At 33.7% G+C, this 17,090-nt stretch carries 10 protein-coding genes; 5 read left to right on the top strand and 5 right to left on the bottom strand.

Annotated features, from left to right (window positions below):
• Positions 1 to 485: 485 nt before the first annotated feature.
• The 3 genes from H593_RS0113125 to H593_RS0113115 form a co-directional block, all read right to left on the bottom strand.
• Positions 486 to 1,523 (bottom strand): aldo/keto reductase, encoded by a 1,038-nt coding sequence (locus H593_RS0113125; protein ID WP_028872876.1) that lies wholly within the window; start codon positions 1,521 to 1,523, stop codon positions 486 to 488.
• Between the two features lie 155 nt (positions 1,524 to 1,678).
• On the bottom strand, positions 1,679 to 2,638 hold the full coding sequence (locus H593_RS0113120; protein WP_028872875.1) for an OmpA family protein: 960 nt from the start codon (positions 2,636 to 2,638) through the stop codon (positions 1,679 to 1,681).
• 329 nt (positions 2,639 to 2,967) lie between these two features.
• Positions 2,968 to 3,726 carry an exodeoxyribonuclease III gene (locus H593_RS0113115; RefSeq protein WP_028872874.1) on the bottom strand — a complete coding sequence of 253 codons (759 nt, stop codon included), beginning with the start codon at positions 3,724 to 3,726 and terminating at the stop codon, positions 2,968 to 2,970.
• A gap of 140 nt (positions 3,727 to 3,866) precedes the next feature.
• On the opposite strand from H593_RS0113115, the gene H593_RS0113110 reads away from it, so the two are divergent.
• From H593_RS0113110 to H593_RS0113095, 4 genes are all read left to right on the top strand, one after another.
• Entirely contained in the window at positions 3,867 to 7,277 is a 3,411-nt protein-coding gene (locus H593_RS0113110) for a hypothetical protein (RefSeq protein WP_028872873.1), read from the top strand.
• Positions 7,278 to 7,329: 52 nt separating this feature from the next.
• Entirely contained in the window at positions 7,330 to 7,707 is a 378-nt protein-coding gene (locus H593_RS0113105) for a hypothetical protein (protein ID WP_028872872.1), read from the top strand.
• 78 nt (positions 7,708 to 7,785) lie between these two features.
• Complete coding sequence (locus H593_RS0113100; protein WP_028872871.1) at positions 7,786 to 12,099, top strand: CusA/CzcA family heavy metal efflux RND transporter; 4,314 nt, start codon at positions 7,786 to 7,788, stop codon at positions 12,097 to 12,099.
• Positions 12,099 to 13,247, top strand: a complete 1,149-nt coding sequence (locus H593_RS0113095) for an efflux RND transporter periplasmic adaptor subunit (protein WP_028872870.1) — start codon at positions 12,099 to 12,101, stop codon at positions 13,245 to 13,247. The genes H593_RS0113100 and H593_RS0113095 overlap by 1 nt, the downstream gene beginning before the upstream one ends.
• 384 nt (positions 13,248 to 13,631) lie before the next feature.
• Here H593_RS0113095 and H593_RS0113090 read toward each other — a convergent pair whose 3' ends face one another.
• Both H593_RS0113090 and H593_RS0113085 read right to left on the bottom strand, forming a co-directional pair.
• A complete protein-coding gene (locus tag H593_RS0113090; RefSeq protein ID WP_028872869.1) occupies positions 13,632 to 15,173 on the bottom strand; it encodes a glycine--tRNA ligase in 1,542 nt (513 codons plus the stop codon).
• A gap of 76 nt (positions 15,174 to 15,249) precedes the next feature.
• Positions 15,250 to 16,134: a hypothetical protein gene (locus H593_RS0113085; protein ID WP_028872868.1), complete on the bottom strand. Its 885-nt coding sequence runs from the start codon at positions 16,132 to 16,134 to the stop codon at positions 15,250 to 15,252.
• 69 nt (positions 16,135 to 16,203) lie between these two features.
• On the opposite strand from H593_RS0113085, the gene H593_RS0113080 reads away from it, so the two are divergent.
• A complete protein-coding gene (locus tag H593_RS0113080) occupies positions 16,204 to 16,884 on the top strand; it encodes a ComF family protein (RefSeq protein WP_028872867.1) in 681 nt (226 codons plus the stop codon).
• The last annotated feature ends 206 nt before the right edge of the window (positions 16,885 to 17,090 follow it).

The following is a 17,090-nucleotide window of genomic DNA, read 5'->3' as shown; positions in this document are numbered from 1 at the left end:
GCCAAAGGGTTTCCATCAGTACGTTCTAAGTGGTTTTTAGAACATAAAAAAGGAGTAAAAGTTTTACCTAGAGATGCCGATACTACTTAAAACATAAAATAACATCTTTAAATCGTTTTCTTTTAGCTATAACTTCGTTGAAAATTTAAAACCAGAACTAAGGTTATGCTTTGAATTTTCGTTTCATTCTAACTAATAATAATTCAATTTACTACGGCGTCATTTCACATTTTAATTAGTGTGTCACATATCTTGAATGCCCTTTTTTTGATAAAGATGGTAAGGAAATCAAATAATATCTAAAACTCCTTAGCTCTTTGAGGTAAAGAGTTTTTCTTTTTAAAATGGTTCGTACTTTTTTCTTTGGAAATGTGCCTACTAAAATTAACTGCTATATAATTGGTTACATATCTGATTAAGCACTAGGTGCAATGGGTCGCCAGCCTTAGATTGTTCACATACGCTTTGGATGACAATTCGTGCATTTAAGGCGCAGGATTTGGAATTTCGGCATGAACCTCATTAATCGCTTTCAATATCTCATCACTTAATGTGATATTAGCGCTATCTATATTTTCTTCTAATTGCTCTAGAGACGTTGCTCCAATAATGTTACTCGTTATAAACGGTCTATCAGTTACAAAGGCTAAAGACATTTGAGCTAAGGTCATATTGTTGTCCTCGGCAATTTTCATGTAGCGTTTTGTGGCTTCTGTACAATTATCGCTACTGTATCTAGCAAACCTTGGAAATAACTTTAATCTCGCATTATCTGCAGCAGTGCCTTTAATATATTTGCCAGATAAGACCCCAAAAGCCATTGGAGAATAGGCTAACAAACCAATTTCTTCACGCATAGCGATCTCAGCCATATCACCTTCAAAAACGCGATTTATTAATGAATACGCATTTTGTATCGTAATCATTCTCGGTAAATTATGTGTTTTTGATTCTTCTAAGTAGCGCATTGTTCCCCATGCTTTTTCATTTGAAATTCCTACTTGACGTATTTTTCCAGATTGTATAATGGCATCTAAACTATGCAATACCTCATTAAAATTATCATCCCATTGATCATTAGGGTTGTGCGTATAATCACGAACCCCAAAGGTATTGGTTGTGCGTTCTGGCCAATGCAATTGGTATAAATCTATATAATCAGTTTTTAAGCGCTTTAAACTTTCGTTAACGGCATCATTGAGTGCTTCTTTGCTAAATCCGTTGGTTCTTATATGTGCTGTGTAATCTCCAGGTCCTGCAATTTTTGTAGCGAGGACTACGTTGTTCCTATTATTCGTTTTTTTAAACCAGTTCCCAATAATACGTTCGGTCTCTGCATAGGTTTCTGCGGTTGCTGGCACGGGATATAATTCAGCGACATCAAAAAAGTTGACCCCTTTATCAAGTGCTAAATCCATTTGTGCAAAGCCTTCGTCTTGGGTGTTTTGATTTCCCCAAGTCATCGTGCCTAAGCATATTTTACTGACTTTTATATCTGTTTTTGGTAGTGTTGTGTATTTCATCTTTAGTTCTCGTTTGCACGGGAATCTGTTTAGTTAAACTTAAATATATGTAAATATAAGAAGACCTCACAGGTTTTTAAAACCTGTGAGGTCTAAATGTATGTTAAGGTGTTTTATGTGTTTATGAGATTCCACACTAAGTTCGGAATGACAAACTAAATCTCATTCAATAACTTAGAAATCTCATCTAGTTTAGGTGTCAATATGACCTCTATACGACGGTTTTTAGCTTTACCTTCCGCAGAATCATTACTCGCAATTGGTGCGAATTCGCCTCGTCCTGCAGCAGTAAGGTTTTCCGGTTGGATAGCTGTGTTTTCTCTTAAAATATTGACGATTGCAGTAGCTCGTTTTGTAGATAAATCCCAATTGCCGCTAAGTTGATCATTTCCTTTATAGGGAACATTATCAGTATGGCCTTCAATTAAAATCGCAATTTCAGGGTTTTCGGCTAGTACTTCTCCTAGTTGTTTAACTGCTTGTTTACCTTGAGAACCCACTGCCCAGCTGCCTGATTGAAAAAGGAGTTTGTTTTCCATCGAGACATATACTTTTCCATTGCGTTGCTCAATAGTTAAACCTTTACCTTCAAAATTGGTCAAGGCTTTAGAAATGGCATCCTTTAGCTTGGTCATAGCAGCGTCTTTAGACGCAATCATGTTTTCTAATTCTGCAACACGTTGAGAACCAAATTCTAGTTCTTTTTTGAGTTTTTCTAGTCTCGCATTTTCAGTAGCTAAAGCTTGCTCTTTAGCTTCAAGTTGTGCTAATAATTCTCTATTCTTTTTAGAGTTTGCTGCAATTGAGGCACTGCTGTTCTTTTCTAAAGCCTCATAAGAGGCTTTTAGATTGTCAAAATTTGATTTGGTAGCATCATAATCGCTTTGTAATTTATTGCGTTGTGCGAATGCAGTATTATAGTTTTTAGTTAGCTTTTCTAAATCATTTTTAGCACTATTTAAAGATGTTTCTAAATCTTGATTAGCATCTGCTAGTTTTCTGTTTTCTTTTTTGAGATTTGCGTATTTGTCTTCTAAATCTGTGTAGATTTTTTTAGAGACGCATGAGGTTGTTAGGACTAATGTTAGTGCTATTAATGACAATTTTTTGAGCATAGGTTTGGTTTTTTTTTATTTTGATTTGTTCCTCGTTATTTATTTTTTATTATTTTGCCTCGATGCAAATTGCGTAGCACGTCATGAGATCCACAACAATGAAAACGATCGAATAAAAGAACTAAATGATCAAGACCAATCCAAGGAATTTTTTAGTTGAAAAGCTGAAAACCGATTTAAAAACTTCGCGTCGAACTTCGTTCTCTTGGTCTCGTAGCTTTTCTATATCTATTCTTCACCTTGGCGTTTAATTTTCCGAACTGATTTGGGACATGATTATTTACTATTATTTGTTTTCATTCCAATGTAATGTTCATTTTGCTAACTGCTTAATCAATCTCCACTAAAATAGGACAATGATCACTATGAACCGCTTCGCTAAGTATAACGCTTCTTTTTATGTTTTCTTGTAATGGCTTGCTCACCATCGCATAATCTAATCGCCACCCTTTATTATTGGCACGAGAATTTGCTCTGTAACTCCACCAAGAGTATGCTTGTTTTTCTGGATGCAGATGTCTAAAAGAGTCAATGAATCCGCTCTCAATAAAACCACTAAGCCATTCGCGCTCCTCAGGTAAAAACCCAGAGACACCTTTCATTTTTGGATTGTGAATATCAATGGCTTCATGACAAATATTGTAATCACCAAGGACAACTAGTTTATCATGTTCTTTGCGCAAATCATTTAAATAATTATGAATCATATCCATATACTCAAATTTATAAGTCAAACGAGCATCGTTAGTTCCAGAAGGTAAATACATACTCATGACTGAAACACCATCAAAATCTGCTCTAATATTGCGACCTTCAAAATCCATAGACTCGATTCCTGTTCCAAATTCTACATGCTTAGGTTCTATTTTACTTAAAATGGCGACACCACTATAGCCTTTTTTTTGTGCACTAAACCAATAATTGTACTTATAACCAGCATTTTCAATAGCTTCAATGTCTACTTGCTCTTTCATAGCTTTGATTTCTTGCAGACAAATCACATCAGGATTTGCACTTATAAGCCAATCAACAAAGCCTTTTTTCATTGCTGCTCTGATACCGTTGACATTGTAGGAGATAATTTTCATATGCATTTCCCATGAAAACGGGAATCTTTTAATTAAATATTGTATTTCAGCTAAAATAAATAATAATGTACTTTTACACCACTATTTTAAGGGCATTTTAACCATAAAATAATTTCTGCCTTTCGCAGTTAATATATTGAATGAAATTTACAATCACACTTATTTGTTTTCTATTGTCCTTTTATGCTTTTGCACAAGAGACAACGTCTAATTATAGAACAAAAAAAGTGGTAGTTAGGGATTCTGTAAAAGTGGATACGGTAAGTATAAATTCTAACTGGTTTTTTCTTAGGACGACAAACCAAATGCTTATTGATACCTCTTATTATAAAGTTGATTTTGCCAAGGCATTATTAACATTCAAAAAAGCGGTTGAAGTCGATTCCGTAGAGATATCCTATTTACGATATCCTGATTTTTTAACACGGAAATACGCGCAACTAGACGAAAAGATCATTGTAGAAAATACAGATAACCTACAACGACTCTACAAACTTAACCAATCTAATATTCAAAGAGATTACACACCATTTGGTGGATTGAGCACTTCTGGAAGTATTTCAAGAGGTGTGACTCTAGGAAATAATCAAAACTCAGTATTGAATAGTGAACTAGATTTACAGATTTCTGGAAAACTAAGTGATAAGGTGTCTCTTAGAGCATCCATACAAGATGCTAATATACCCTTACAAGAAAGCGGTTATTCACAACGATTAGATGAGTTTGATCAGGTCTTTATAGAGCTTTTTAGTGAAGATTGGAATATAAGAGCCGGTGATATAGACTTGACCAATACCAATAGTTACTTCGCTAATTTTACAAAGCGAGTACAAGGGCTTCAGGTGAGTGCCAATTTTGGAGACGATGACTCAAAAACCAACCTTTTTGCATCTGGAGCATTAGTAAGAGGGCAATTCACGACGAGCCAATTTACTGCGCAAGAAGGTAATCAAGGACCTTATAAATTGACAGGGCCAAATAATCAATTGTTTGTTTTAATTGTGTCTGGTAGTGAAATTGTGTATGTGAACGGCCTTCCAATAGAACGGGGTGAAAACAAAGATTATATTATAGATTATAATGCAGGAGAGATTATATTCAATTCTACTTTCTCTATGACTTCGGAAATGAGAATCACTGTAGATTATCAGTTTAGTGAACGTAATTTCTCGCGATTTACCATTTTTGGAGGAGGTGCTTATGAATCTGAAAAATTAAAACTAGGCGTTTCGGTATATTCTGAAGCAGATGCTAAAAACCAACCTTTACAGCAAAATCTTTCTGCAGAACAAGTTGAGATACTAGCGAACGCAGGAGATGACCAATTGCTTATGGTGGCACCTTCAGATGTTTCCGAAGCATTTGATGATAATCGTATTTTATACAGAAAAGACGTCATTAATGGGATTGAGCGTTTTGTGTTTTCTAATAATGAAGATGACGATTTATTTAGTGTGCGTTTTACCTTAGTTGGTGCTAATCTTGGAAATTATGTATTAATAAACAGTAATGCGGTTGAAAATATTTATGAATATGTTGACCCTATAAATGGCGTTTTACAGGGAAGTTATGAACCGATTGTGCGCTTAATCGCTCCAGAAAAACTACAAGTCGCAGTTGTTAACGGCAGTTATAAACCAACAGAACAGACAGACGTGTTTTTTGAACTTGCAGGTAGTAAAAATGATGTAAATCTGTTTTCTAATATCGATGATGGCAATAATAATGGTTTTGCAGCAAAGCTTCGTGTCAACCAAAATATTATTAAAACAGATAGCCTCTGGAATCTTAATGCAAATATTGATGCAGATCTCATTAACAAAGATTTTACGACTATTCAGCGTTTATATAGAGCAGAGTTTAATCGGGATTGGAATTTAGAAAACCCACTTGGTAATCAGTCCTTATTGTCTTCTGGTTTAGAACTCGTACATCCAAAAAAAGGTGTAGCGTCTTATCAATTTGAACACCTTAATTATTCTGAGAACTTTAATGGAAATAGACATAACGTATTTGCTAATCTTCAACTTAATCAGTTTAATATATTTTCTAATTCTAGTTTTTTAAGTAATAAAAGCAGTGTGTCAACGTCAACGTTTGTGCGCTCATTTAATAGAGTAACTTATAATTTTAAAACCCAATGGGTTGGAACTAGAATTGCTTTAGAAGACAATGAACAACGTGATAGAGAAAGTGATATATTGACAAATTTAAGCCAGCGTTTTAACTCTTATGAAGTATTTACAGGAATTGGAGATAGCACAGGAGTCTTTGTTGAGATTGGTTATAAACACCGCGTTAATGATAGTTTGCGAGGTAATGAAGTAAAAAGAGTCAACACGTCTAATACCTATTATTTGAAGTCGAAAATCATCCAGAATAAGAATACCAATTTGGGTGTTTATACCAATTTCCGAAAACTAAAAAGTGAAGATGATACCGTCGAGGATGAAAATTCGTTGAATTCTAGATTGAATTTTAATCAGAAATTATGGAATAATCTCGTGCTTTTAAACACTGTTTTTGAAACTAATTCTGGAACCTTACCACAGCAAGATTTTACCTATGTAGGTGTGGAGCCTGGTCAAGGTGCCTATACTTGGATTGATTATAATGAGAATGGAATCCAAGAACTCAATGAGTTTGAAGTTGCTCAATTCGCAGATCAAGGTGAGTTTATTAGAGTGTTATTGCCTAATCAGGTTTTTGTAAGAACACATCAAAATAGATTTAGTCAAACATTGACTATTAATCCACAACAGTGGTCTGTTTCCGAAGAAAAAGGAAAGAGATTTTGGTCTCATTTTTATAATCAAACGTCTTATTTGGTAGATAGAAAAAATAGGCGAGAAGGGGAGGAGTTTGACTTAAACCCTTTCGCTACTGATGACCTAAATCAACTGGCATTAAACAAAAGTATTCGTAATGTGCTGTTTTTTAACAGAGGAAAACAAAAGTATACCACATCTTATACCTATTTGGCAAATACCAATAGAACGACACTCTCTATCGGGTTTCAAGAAAATAAAATAGAAAGTCATCAATTACAATTCAACCACAAATTTTGGACGAATTGGCTTGTAAATTTAGAATCTAGTTTACAAAATAATGAAAGTCTAAGTGAAAACTTTGCGACTCGAAATTTTAATCTTGATGAAGTAAGGTTTCAACCTAAATTATCTTATATATTTAATGAGAATGCACGTTTTGATGTGTTTTATCAATATACTTCAAAGGACAATACGATTGGGAGTATGGAACAATTACTTCAGAATAACTATGGGTTGTCGTTCACCTATAATAATGCGAATAAGATAGCATTGACGGGAGAGGTGAATTTTTTTAAAAATGAATTTACAGGAAATGCCAATACACCTGTTGCCTATCAAATTTTAGAAGGCTTGCAGCCAGGAAATAATTTCACATGGAGTTTGTTGGCTCAGAAGAAACTAACTAAGTTTTTAGATCTAAATTTAAATTATTTTGGAAGAAAAACCGAAACTAGTAAAACCATCCACACAGGAACAGTTCAGTTAAAGGCTTATTTTTAAGCTTTGTAACATTCATTACAAATAGCTAATATTTTTTTTATAACTTTGCCAAATGCAAAAGCTGTTTGCCATAGTGTTTTCTTTCTTAGTGCTTTTTCAGAGTCTCAATATGAGCTTAGAAGATGTGTCTAAGATGAGCGTCTTGTTAGAGCATGCAGAATATCATCAAGACACTTATGGTGATTCGTTTTTTGAGTTTCTGGTAGAGCACTATAGCACTGTTGAAGATAATAATAATCATAGAGAACATGAGAATTTACCTTTTAAACATCAAACTTGTGGTCATACTAGTGTCGCATTTACTTTTGAGACGATAACATTCGACTTTACATACGATCCATTTATAGAAATTCCTTTTAATTTTTTCTACAAGGAATCTGTTTCTTTATTTGAAAAATCTAGCGTTTTTCAACCTCCAAGAGTCGTATAATTCTTTTTCCAAGCGTTTTTTAAAATCTGCAAGGCACCTTGTCTTTTGTGGGATTATTAATTCTTATTACATCGAATTATGTTAGAATCAATTATTAAATTTAGCTTAAATAATAAGCTGATTGTTTTCCTTTTTACAACCTTTATTGTTGGCTTTGGAATCTTTTCTTTAAGTCAAATTCCAATTGGTGCCGTTCCTGATATTACCAACAATCAAGTACAAGTCATTACTACATCTCGAAATTTATCAACTCAAGATGTGGAGCAATTTATTACTTATCCTGTCGAGCTAGAAATGGCTAATTTACCAGGAGTTGAAGAGATACGATCAGTTTCAAAATTTGGTTTATCTGTAGTGACCATCGTTTTTGATGATGATTTGGGTACTTATTTACCGAGACAGCTCATTGCCGAAAAAATAAAATCAGCTTCAGAACAAATTCCAAAAGGATTTGGAACACCAGAAATGGGACCAATCACTACTGGTCTTGGTGAAATCTATCAGTATATTCTAGATGTGAAGCCTGGTTATGAAGATACATATACTACTACAGATTTGCGTACTATCCAAGATTGGATTGTAAAACGTCAATTGTCAGGAATTCCAGGTGTCGTTGAAGTTAATACTTGGGGTGGATTTTTAAAGCAGTATGAAGTCGCTATTGATCCAGCTAAATTAGTTTCAATGAACATTTCAATATCAGAAATATATGAATCATTAGAAAAGAATAATAGTGTTGCAGGTGGCGGTTATATAGAAAAAAATGACAAAGCTTTTTTTATTCGTGGAGAAGGTTTGGTAAACTCTTTAGAAGATATTGAGAATATTGTTGTAAAAAATGACGGTACACCAATTTTCATTAAAGATGTTGCAATTGTTGGCTTTGGTAGTGCAACTCGTTTTGGAGCAATCACAGGAAATGGCGAAGGTGAAAAAGTCTTAGGGCAAATTATGATGCTCAAAGACGGTAATTCTAAAGAAGTTATTGATACTGTAAAAGAGCGCGTTGCTTCCATACAAAGTACATTGCCAGAAGGTGTTTATATTAATGGGTTTTTAGAACGCAGCGAGCTTATTGGTAAAACCACATTTACCGTTGCAGAAAATTTGATTTTAGGATCTCTGATTGTCATTTTTGTGGTTGTACTTTTACTTGGGAATTGGCGCTCTGGATTAATCGTTGCCTCTGTTATTCCGTTAAGTTTATTATTTGCCATTATTCTAATGAATCTTTTTGGAGTAGATGCCAATTTGATGAGTTTAGGAGCCATTGATTTTGGAATCATTATCGATGGAGCAGTGATCATTGTGGAGTTTATTGCATTTCAAATCGTGTCCAAATCTTCTCAAATATCCAAAACTGATAAACACGAAAAACAATCAGAAATTGATCAAATCACACTAAAAAGTGCATCAAAAATGATGAATTCCGCTATTTTCGGTCAATTAATCATCTTAATAGTATTTATTCCTATTCTTTCTTTAAGCGGTATTGAAGGTAAAATGTTTAGACCTATGGCGATGACATTTAGTTTTGCCTTGATTGGAGCAATGTTACTTTGTTTGACTTATGTTCCTGTGGTTTCATCTTTGTTTTTGAAATCTAGTAAGGTGTCGAGTAAAAATATTTCTTTAAGGTTAATGAATTTTTTAAATAAGCGTTATCAACCAATTATCCATTGGTCATTAAACCATAAAAAAACGGTTGTTTTGTTTTCTGTACTATTATTAGCAATGAGTGTTGGGATTTTTACACGAATGGGTGGTGAATTTGTTCCTACACTTGATGAAGGTGATTTCGTAATACAGCCAATTTTGAAAACGGGAACATCTCTAACAAAAACGGTTGATATCACAACTCATATAGAGCAAATTTTATTGGATAATTTCCCTGAAGTGGATCAGGTCGTATCTCGAATTGGAGCAGCAGAAGTACCTACAGATCCAATGTCTATGGAAGAAAGTGATGTTATTATTAAGCTTAAACCTAAAAATGAATGGACCTCTGCCAATAGTAAAGATGAGTTAGCAGATAAGTTTAAAGAGGCGCTGGCTGTAATTCCAGAAATGGAAGTGGAATTTACGCAACCTATAGAAATGCGTTTTAATGAATTGATTACAGGTGTTAGGGCAGATGTAGCGATTAAGATTTTTGGTGAAGATTTAACTATTTTAGCTAATAAAGCTGATGAGATCAGGGATTTGATTCAGGGAGTAGAGGGTGCTGCAGATATTTCTGTAGAAAAAGTAGAAGGCTTACCACAAATGAGTATTACATATAATCGCAGTAAAATTGCACGATATGGGATGAATATTTCTGATTTAAACCGAATAATTTCTATGGGTTTTGCAGGAGAATCTGTTGGAAGTGTTTTTGAAGGTGAAAAACGTTTTGATTTGGTAATTCGTTTGCAGGAGAAAAATCGAAAAAATTTAGAAAGTCTTCAAAACTTGTATGTAGATACTCCGTATGGAGATAAAATCCCTCTAAACGAATTGGCAGAAATTAAGTACACTACGGGTCCTGCTCAAATTTCTAGAGATGATACTAAACGACGAATTGTTGTTGGAGTTAATGTAAGAAATCGAGATTTACAGTCGGTAGTTAATGATGTACAACAAATTATATCGGATCAGCTTGAGCTGCCTGTTGGGTATTCTATTACTTATGGTGGACAATTTGAGAATCTGCAAAGTGCTAAAGAGCGTTTAATGGTTGCAGTTCCAGTGGCGTTAGTTCTCATATTTATATTACTCTATTTCGCATTTAAATCAGTAAAAGAGGCTGTGATTGTCTATACAGCTATCCCATTTGCAGCGGTTGGAGGCGTTCTATTATTATGGGTTAGGGACTTGCCCTTCAGTATATCCGCGGGAGTTGGATTTATCGCACTTTTTGGAATTGCAGTTTTAAACGGAATTGTTCTCATCGAACATTTTAAAGAGCTTAAAGCAGAGGGTTTCTCAAATATTGAGGAGCGAATTAAAAAGGGAACAAGCGAACGTTTGAGGCCTGTTTTGTTAACAGCCTCTGCAGCAGCTTTAGGGTTTTTACCTATGGCTATTTCGACAAATGCAGGTGCTGAAGTACAACGGCCATTGGCAACAGTGGTTATAGGCGGTTTGATTACTGCGACACTCTTAACTTTAATTGTCCTACCCGTATTATATGCTTGGTTGGAAAAGAAAGGCACTGTGAAAATCAATAAAACAGCAATAGTGACTATCGTTTTTTTAGCAATGACCTTTGGAGTAAATGCTCAAAATAGTGCGTTGACGGTTGAAGAAACCTTATCGTTAGCGATTGAAAACAATGGACAACTAAAAGCAGAGATATTAAAAATAGAGGAGTCCAATGCATTAATTGGAAGTGCTTTTAGTTTTGATAAAACCAGCATTTATTATCAATATGACGAAAACAATTTGGCCATAAATAATGCCCCTCTCAATGTTTTTGGGGTGTCACAGGATTTTAAATTCCCGACTGTTTATTTTGCTGAAAAGAAACGTAATCAATCAAAAGTAGATTTGCAAGAAACGAAGTATAGCTTACAATTATTGACAGTTAAAAGGGATGTCTATTCAAATTACTATCAATTGAGTTATGCAAAAAATAAAGCTTTGGCTTATCATTACTTGGATAGCTTGTATAAGGATTTTGCTAAAAAAGCAGAAAGACGTTTTGAATTGGGAGAGACCAATTATCTGGAAATGATTACTGCGCGTTCTAAACAAAAACAATTAGAATCCTTATATAAACAATCGTTACAAAATGTGAATCAATCTATAGCGCGACTTAAAAAAGTGGTTCAGGTGGACTCTATAAAAATTAAAGATGCTGAACTTCAAAAATTAGAGCTTCAAAATTTGTCATTAGACAAACATGAAGGCTTGTCCTTTTTTGATGCGTCCCTAAATTACCAGCAAGCGCAAACTAAATTGGAGAAACAGAGTTTGCTTCCAGATTTAAGTGCGGCGTATTTTCAAGGGACAAACAATAATTTAAACCAAACCGTTATTGGATATCAGTTTGGATTAAAAATTCCTTTTTTGTTTGGTGGTCAACGCTCTAAAATCAAAGCATCAAAAATTACTGAAGATATTGTCTCAGAGCAGAAAATTGACTATGAGAAACAATTAAATGCTGAATATGAATTGCTAACAGCAAAACTTAGGCAACATGAAGAAAGTATTGACTATTATGAAACACAAGGCAAAATACTTTCCGAAGAAATAATAAAAACAGCAAATCGCACATTTAAGGAAGGTGAAATTGACTTTTTCCAATACATCCAGAGTTTAGAGACTGCTAAAGAAATTCAATTAAGTTACCTAGAGCAACTCAATCAATATAATCAAACAGTAATTACTATCAACTATTTAATTTTATAATGATGAAACATACCTATATCTTATTATTTACAATGGTTTTATTCGCCTGCGGAAATTTAGAAAACAAAGAAGAAGTTAGTTTAGAAACTGAAGAGCATTCAGATAAAATCACTATTACTAAAGCTCAATTTGAAGGAGAAAAAATGGCTTTTGGTAGCCTAGAAGAAGTTGATTTTTACGATACAGTAAAAGTTAATGGTGTGATTGATGTACCACCACATAATAAATCTAGCGTGACTACATTTGTGGGTGGTTATATTACCAAAACCCCTTTATTGATTGGTGATAAAGTAAAGAAAGGACAACTTTTGGTGACACTTGAGAGCACTGAGTTTGTCGAATTACAACAGCAATATTTGGAGGTTGCAGAACAAATTAATTATTTGAAATCTGAGTTTAACCGACAAAAAACATTGTTTGATGAGCAAATTACTTCAGAAAAAAACTATTTAAAAGCCGAAAGTGCTTATAAAAGCAACTTAGCACATTATAATGGATTACGTAGAAAATTGCAAATGATTAATATCGATCCAAAGCGGGTAGAACAAGGTCAAATCTCTTCTACTATTAATCTTTATGCTTCAATCGATGGTTATGTAACTAAGGTAAATGTGAGTAATGGTACTTTTGTGTCGTCTAGCGATGTGATTTTGGAAATTGTAGATACAGACCATATACATTTAGAATTGTCGGTGTTTGAAAAGGATATCATGAAAATTAAAAAAGATCAGGAAATTTTATTTAAAATACCTGAAGCTTCCGAAGCCATTTATGAAGCTGAAGTGCATTTAGTTGGCACTACTATTGACGAGCAAACAAGGCGTGTAAAAGTACATGGGCATCTGGATAAGGATGAAGAGAATTTTATTGTTGGTATGTTCGTAGAAGCCGATATTATTATTGCTAATACAAAAGGAATGAGTTTACCAATCGATGCCGTTATAGAGGTTGAAGGTAAAGCCTACGCTTTGGTAATGGAAGAAAAGCAGGGTGATGAATTTTATTTGGAAAAAATAAAATTGGATGTTGGTAAACGAACAGAAACAACTATTGAAATTTTAAATTATGACCTTTTAAAAGGTAAGCAAATCATAATTAAAGGAACAGGTATGTTGCTTAATGGAGCAGAAGCAGGGCATAGCCATTAAGTTGTGGTATTGGGGAGTAACTTTTTCACTATAATTTTATTTTAAAACAGGAATAGCACTTGGTGCCAGAGAGGCATTAACTCTTAGCCAAACTACGTGTGAAGACAGTTTCTTTAATTGCTGCGTTTATATGTATTTTACATAACAAGCTTTTGCTCACGATTACTTTATAAAAGACGCTTATAAAGAGGATAATGGCACTAAATACAGTTTTCCTTTCTTACAGGGTATTATCGAGGCTAATTTGACAGAGTTGTCTTCTGTTCGTGAATTTGGATTTAATCTAGGGTATCGATTTTAAGAACTGGTATGATCACAAAAATAAGAAACCCCAAATTATTAAAATTTGGGGTTTCTTTATTTTATAAAAGGTTTAATTACTTTTTATTTCATTTTCTGTAACCAATGCTTAGCATCAACCTCTTTGTGGATGATCTCATTTAAGTCTTCAATCTTAACACGTTGCTGTTCCATAGTGTCACGATGACGAATTGTAACTGTATTATCTTCTAAAGTGTCGTGATCTACCGTAATACAAAATGGTGTACCGTTAGCATCTTGGCGTCTATAACGTCTTCCAACGGCATCTTTTTCGTCATAATCTACATTAAAGTCCCATTTAAGATCCTCCATTATTTGTTTAGCAATTTCTGGAAGTCCGTCTTTTTTAACCAATGGTAAAATTGCAGCTTTAATAGGTGCTAATACAGCTGGTAATTTTAAAACAGTTCTAACGCTTCCGTCTTCTAAAGTTTCATCCTCAAGAGCATTTGAGAATACAGCTAAGAACATACGATCTAAACCAATAGAGGTTTCTAGAACGTAAGGTGTGTAGCTTGCATTATCTTCATGATCAAAATACTGTAATTTCTTGCCTGAGAACTCTTCATGCTGTTTTAAATCGAAATCTGTACGCGAGTGAATCCCTTCTAATTCTTTAAATCCGAACGGGAATTTAAATTCTATATCTGTTGCAGCATCGGCATAGTGCGCTAATTTTTCATGATCGTGAAAACGGTAATTGTCTTGATCCATTCCTAAAGATAAATGCCATTTCATTCTGTTTTCTTTCCAGTATTCAAACCATTCTTTTTGAGTACCTGGTTTGATGAAAAATTGCATCTCCATTTGTTCAAACTCACGCATTCTAAAGATAAATTGTCTTGCAACAATTTCATTCCTAAAGGCTTTACCTGTTTGAGCGATTCCGAAGGGAATCTTCATACGTCCACTTTTTTGAACATTCAAGAAGTTAACAAAAATACCTTGGGCTGTTTCAGGACGCAAGTATAAGTCCATTGCACTTTCTGCACTAGCACCTAATTTTGTTCCAAACATTAAGTTGAATTGCTTAACATCTGTCCAATTTCTAGAACCAGTCATTGGATCTGCAATTTCCAATTCTTCAATCAATGCTTTTACATCTGCCAAATCTTCTCTTTCTAAAGATTGACCTAAGCGTTTTAATATGACATTGATTTTTTCTTGGTAACCAACAACTCTTCCGTTAGTACTAACAAATTCTTCTTTATTGAAAGCGTCTCCAAAGCGTTTTTCTGCTTTTTTAATTTCTTTATCTATTTTGCTTTCAATCTTAGCACAGTAATCTTCAACTAAAACATCTGCACGATATCTTTTTTTAGAATCCTTATTGTCAATTAATGGATCACTAAAGGCATCGACGTGACCAGAAGCTTTCCATGTCGTAGGATGCATAAAAATCGCAGTATCAATACCTACAATGTTTTCATTCATTTGTACCATGGCTTTCCACCAATAGTCACGAATGTTTTTCTTGAGTTCTACTCCATTTTGTGCATAATCATATACTGCACTTAATCCGTCGTAGATTTCACTACTTTGAAATACGTAACCATACTCCTTTGCGTGAGAGATTACCTTTTTAAATTGATCTTCGTTTGCCATATTGCAAAAATAAAAAACCGCTCCAATTAATGGTGCGGTTTTTAAGAAATTATATAAGATTATTATAAACTAATACTTAATTTAAATTTACTTGTGTACTTCCTAGTTTTCTGTCCTTGTGAAAAATAGAGATATAATAATTTCCTTGTTCTAAAGGTTTTTCATTTATATCTGCATCTACATCGATACAAACTTCGACAACATTATTATTGTAATTCACAATTTCTTTGGCGCTATAGATTAATGTGGACTCACCAAAATTAATAGAACCTTTGTCTGCAACTACGTTATTTTTAGGATTTACTATTTGTATATAAAAATCTTTCGCTCCTGCTTCCGTCAATGAGTTTTCAGCAAGAATAAAACAGACTTCTATCGTTTCTACCCGTTTTGCTTTAGAACTAAATCTTTTGTTACCAAAGAATGTTTCAAACCCTTTTGCTTTGAAAGAATTAGCGGTTAATAAAGCGCCCTTCTCTAACGTTTTGTTTAAGTTTTTGTTTTTTTGAACTAGGGTTGAATTTTCAAGTTGCTGCTTTATTAACTCGCTGTTTGCGAGTAGTTTCTCTCTTTCTAAATCTTTATTTACCTCGTTTAAAGAGTCTACAGTCTTAAATAAAGTCTTATTTTTAAGTTTTAAGTTAAATAGTTGTTGTTTAAATTTTGAAAGTACAGAGAGGTCACTACGTAATATTCTAAGAGAGTCTAACGTTAATTTAGTTGCTCGTTTAGCATCTTCCAGTTGGGAAGATATCAAATTATTGGAAATTGAAACGTCATCATAGCTAGCTATCATTTGAGATAATTCACTTTCAACAAGCTTCTTTTCTTGTTCTAAAAATTGCTGGTGCGTTGCAATGGATTTATAACTTGTGAAACTGTAAACAGTTAAAACTGCGACCGCAATAATTAAAGAACCAATAATTAATCTGTAGTTAAGTAATTGAGGGTTAACTATCATTATTAATTTTGTTATTTAATCATGCGAAACTAAAGAATATGTTATCAAAAATTAATTTTAATCGTTGAAATGATAAAAAACTTGTTAAACTTGTTCTTTCCTGAAGTTTGTAGAGCTTGTAGCAATCATTTGTCTGATAATGAACTACAAATTTGTACAAATTGCCGACATGATTTACCATTAACAAATTTTCATAGCGATCCTGAAAATGCTGTTCATAAGATGCTCTACGGAAGAGTGAAATTAGAACAAGCCACTGCTTTACTTCATTTTTCAAAAAAAGGAATTGTACAGCAACTCATGCATAATCTTAAATATAGAGGTCATGAAGAAGTTGGACAGCTTCTAGGTGAGTGGTTAGGTGATGAATTAAAGATGCTGGATGCCTATTCTAATATTGACGTAGTTATTCCTGTCCCTTTACATAAGCATAAACTTAGGTCTAGAGGCTTTAATCAGGTTGATAAATTTGGTATTGCGATTGCTGCAGCTTTAAATGCAGATTTTAATGATTCGGTATTAATAAAAACGACTAATACTAAAACACAAGTATTCAAAGATAGGCTGAAACGAAATTCTAGTGATCACAGCAATTTTAAAATTATAAACGGAACCACTTTAGAAAACAAACACATCCTTATTGTGGACGATATTATTACAACTGGTGCTACTATAGAAGATTGTGCCAATATCTTATTAGAAATCAATGATATTAGGCTAAGTTTGGCGACCATGTCAATCACAGATTAACACCAATTTAATTTTGTAATAGAGCATTAAAAATTTGATTTATTTTTAGCTTAGATGAAATGAAAAGTCAAAGCATAGTTTTAGTTATGGTTTTGTGTTTTACTGAAATACGAGAGAAAAAGAAACAAATTATATGTGATATTACATGTCTAAATAGGCGTAATACACTATAAAACGACGTTAATTGTTTTGATGATAAATAGGTT

The organism is Psychroserpens burtonensis DSM 12212 (assembly GCF_000425305.1).
Lineage (GTDB): Bacteria > Bacteroidota > Bacteroidia > Flavobacteriales > Flavobacteriaceae > Psychroserpens > Psychroserpens burtonensis.
The sequence above is the reverse complement of the archived record's forward strand: the minus strand, read 5'-3'. Positions and strand labels throughout refer to the sequence as shown.

Coding starts and splice junctions, on each gene's coding strand:
- H593_RS0113120 (WP_028872875.1), bottom strand. CDS start 2,638: ATGCTCAAAAAATTGTCATTAATAGCACTAACATTAGTCCTAACAACC.
- H593_RS0113080 (WP_028872867.1), top strand. CDS start 16,204: ATGATAAAAAACTTGTTAAACTTGTTCTTTCCTGAAGTTTGTAGAGCT.
- H593_RS0113115 (WP_028872874.1), bottom strand. CDS start 3,726: ATGAAAATTATCTCCTACAATGTCAACGGTATCAGAGCAGCAATGAAA.
- H593_RS0113105 (WP_028872872.1), top strand. CDS start 7,330: ATGCAAAAGCTGTTTGCCATAGTGTTTTCTTTCTTAGTGCTTTTTCAG.
- H593_RS0113125 (WP_028872876.1), bottom strand. CDS start 1,523: ATGAAATACACAACACTACCAAAAACAGATATAAAAGTCAGTAAAATA.
- H593_RS0113100 (WP_028872871.1), top strand. CDS start 7,786: ATGTTAGAATCAATTATTAAATTTAGCTTAAATAATAAGCTGATTGTT.
- H593_RS0113095 (WP_028872870.1), top strand. CDS start 12,099: ATGATGAAACATACCTATATCTTATTATTTACAATGGTTTTATTCGCC.
- H593_RS0113085 (WP_028872868.1), bottom strand. CDS start 16,134: ATGATAGTTAACCCTCAATTACTTAACTACAGATTAATTATTGGTTCT.
- H593_RS0113090 (WP_028872869.1), bottom strand. CDS start 15,173: ATGGCAAACGAAGATCAATTTAAAAAGGTAATCTCTCACGCAAAGGAG.
- H593_RS0113110 (WP_028872873.1), top strand. CDS start 3,867: ATGAAATTTACAATCACACTTATTTGTTTTCTATTGTCCTTTTATGCT.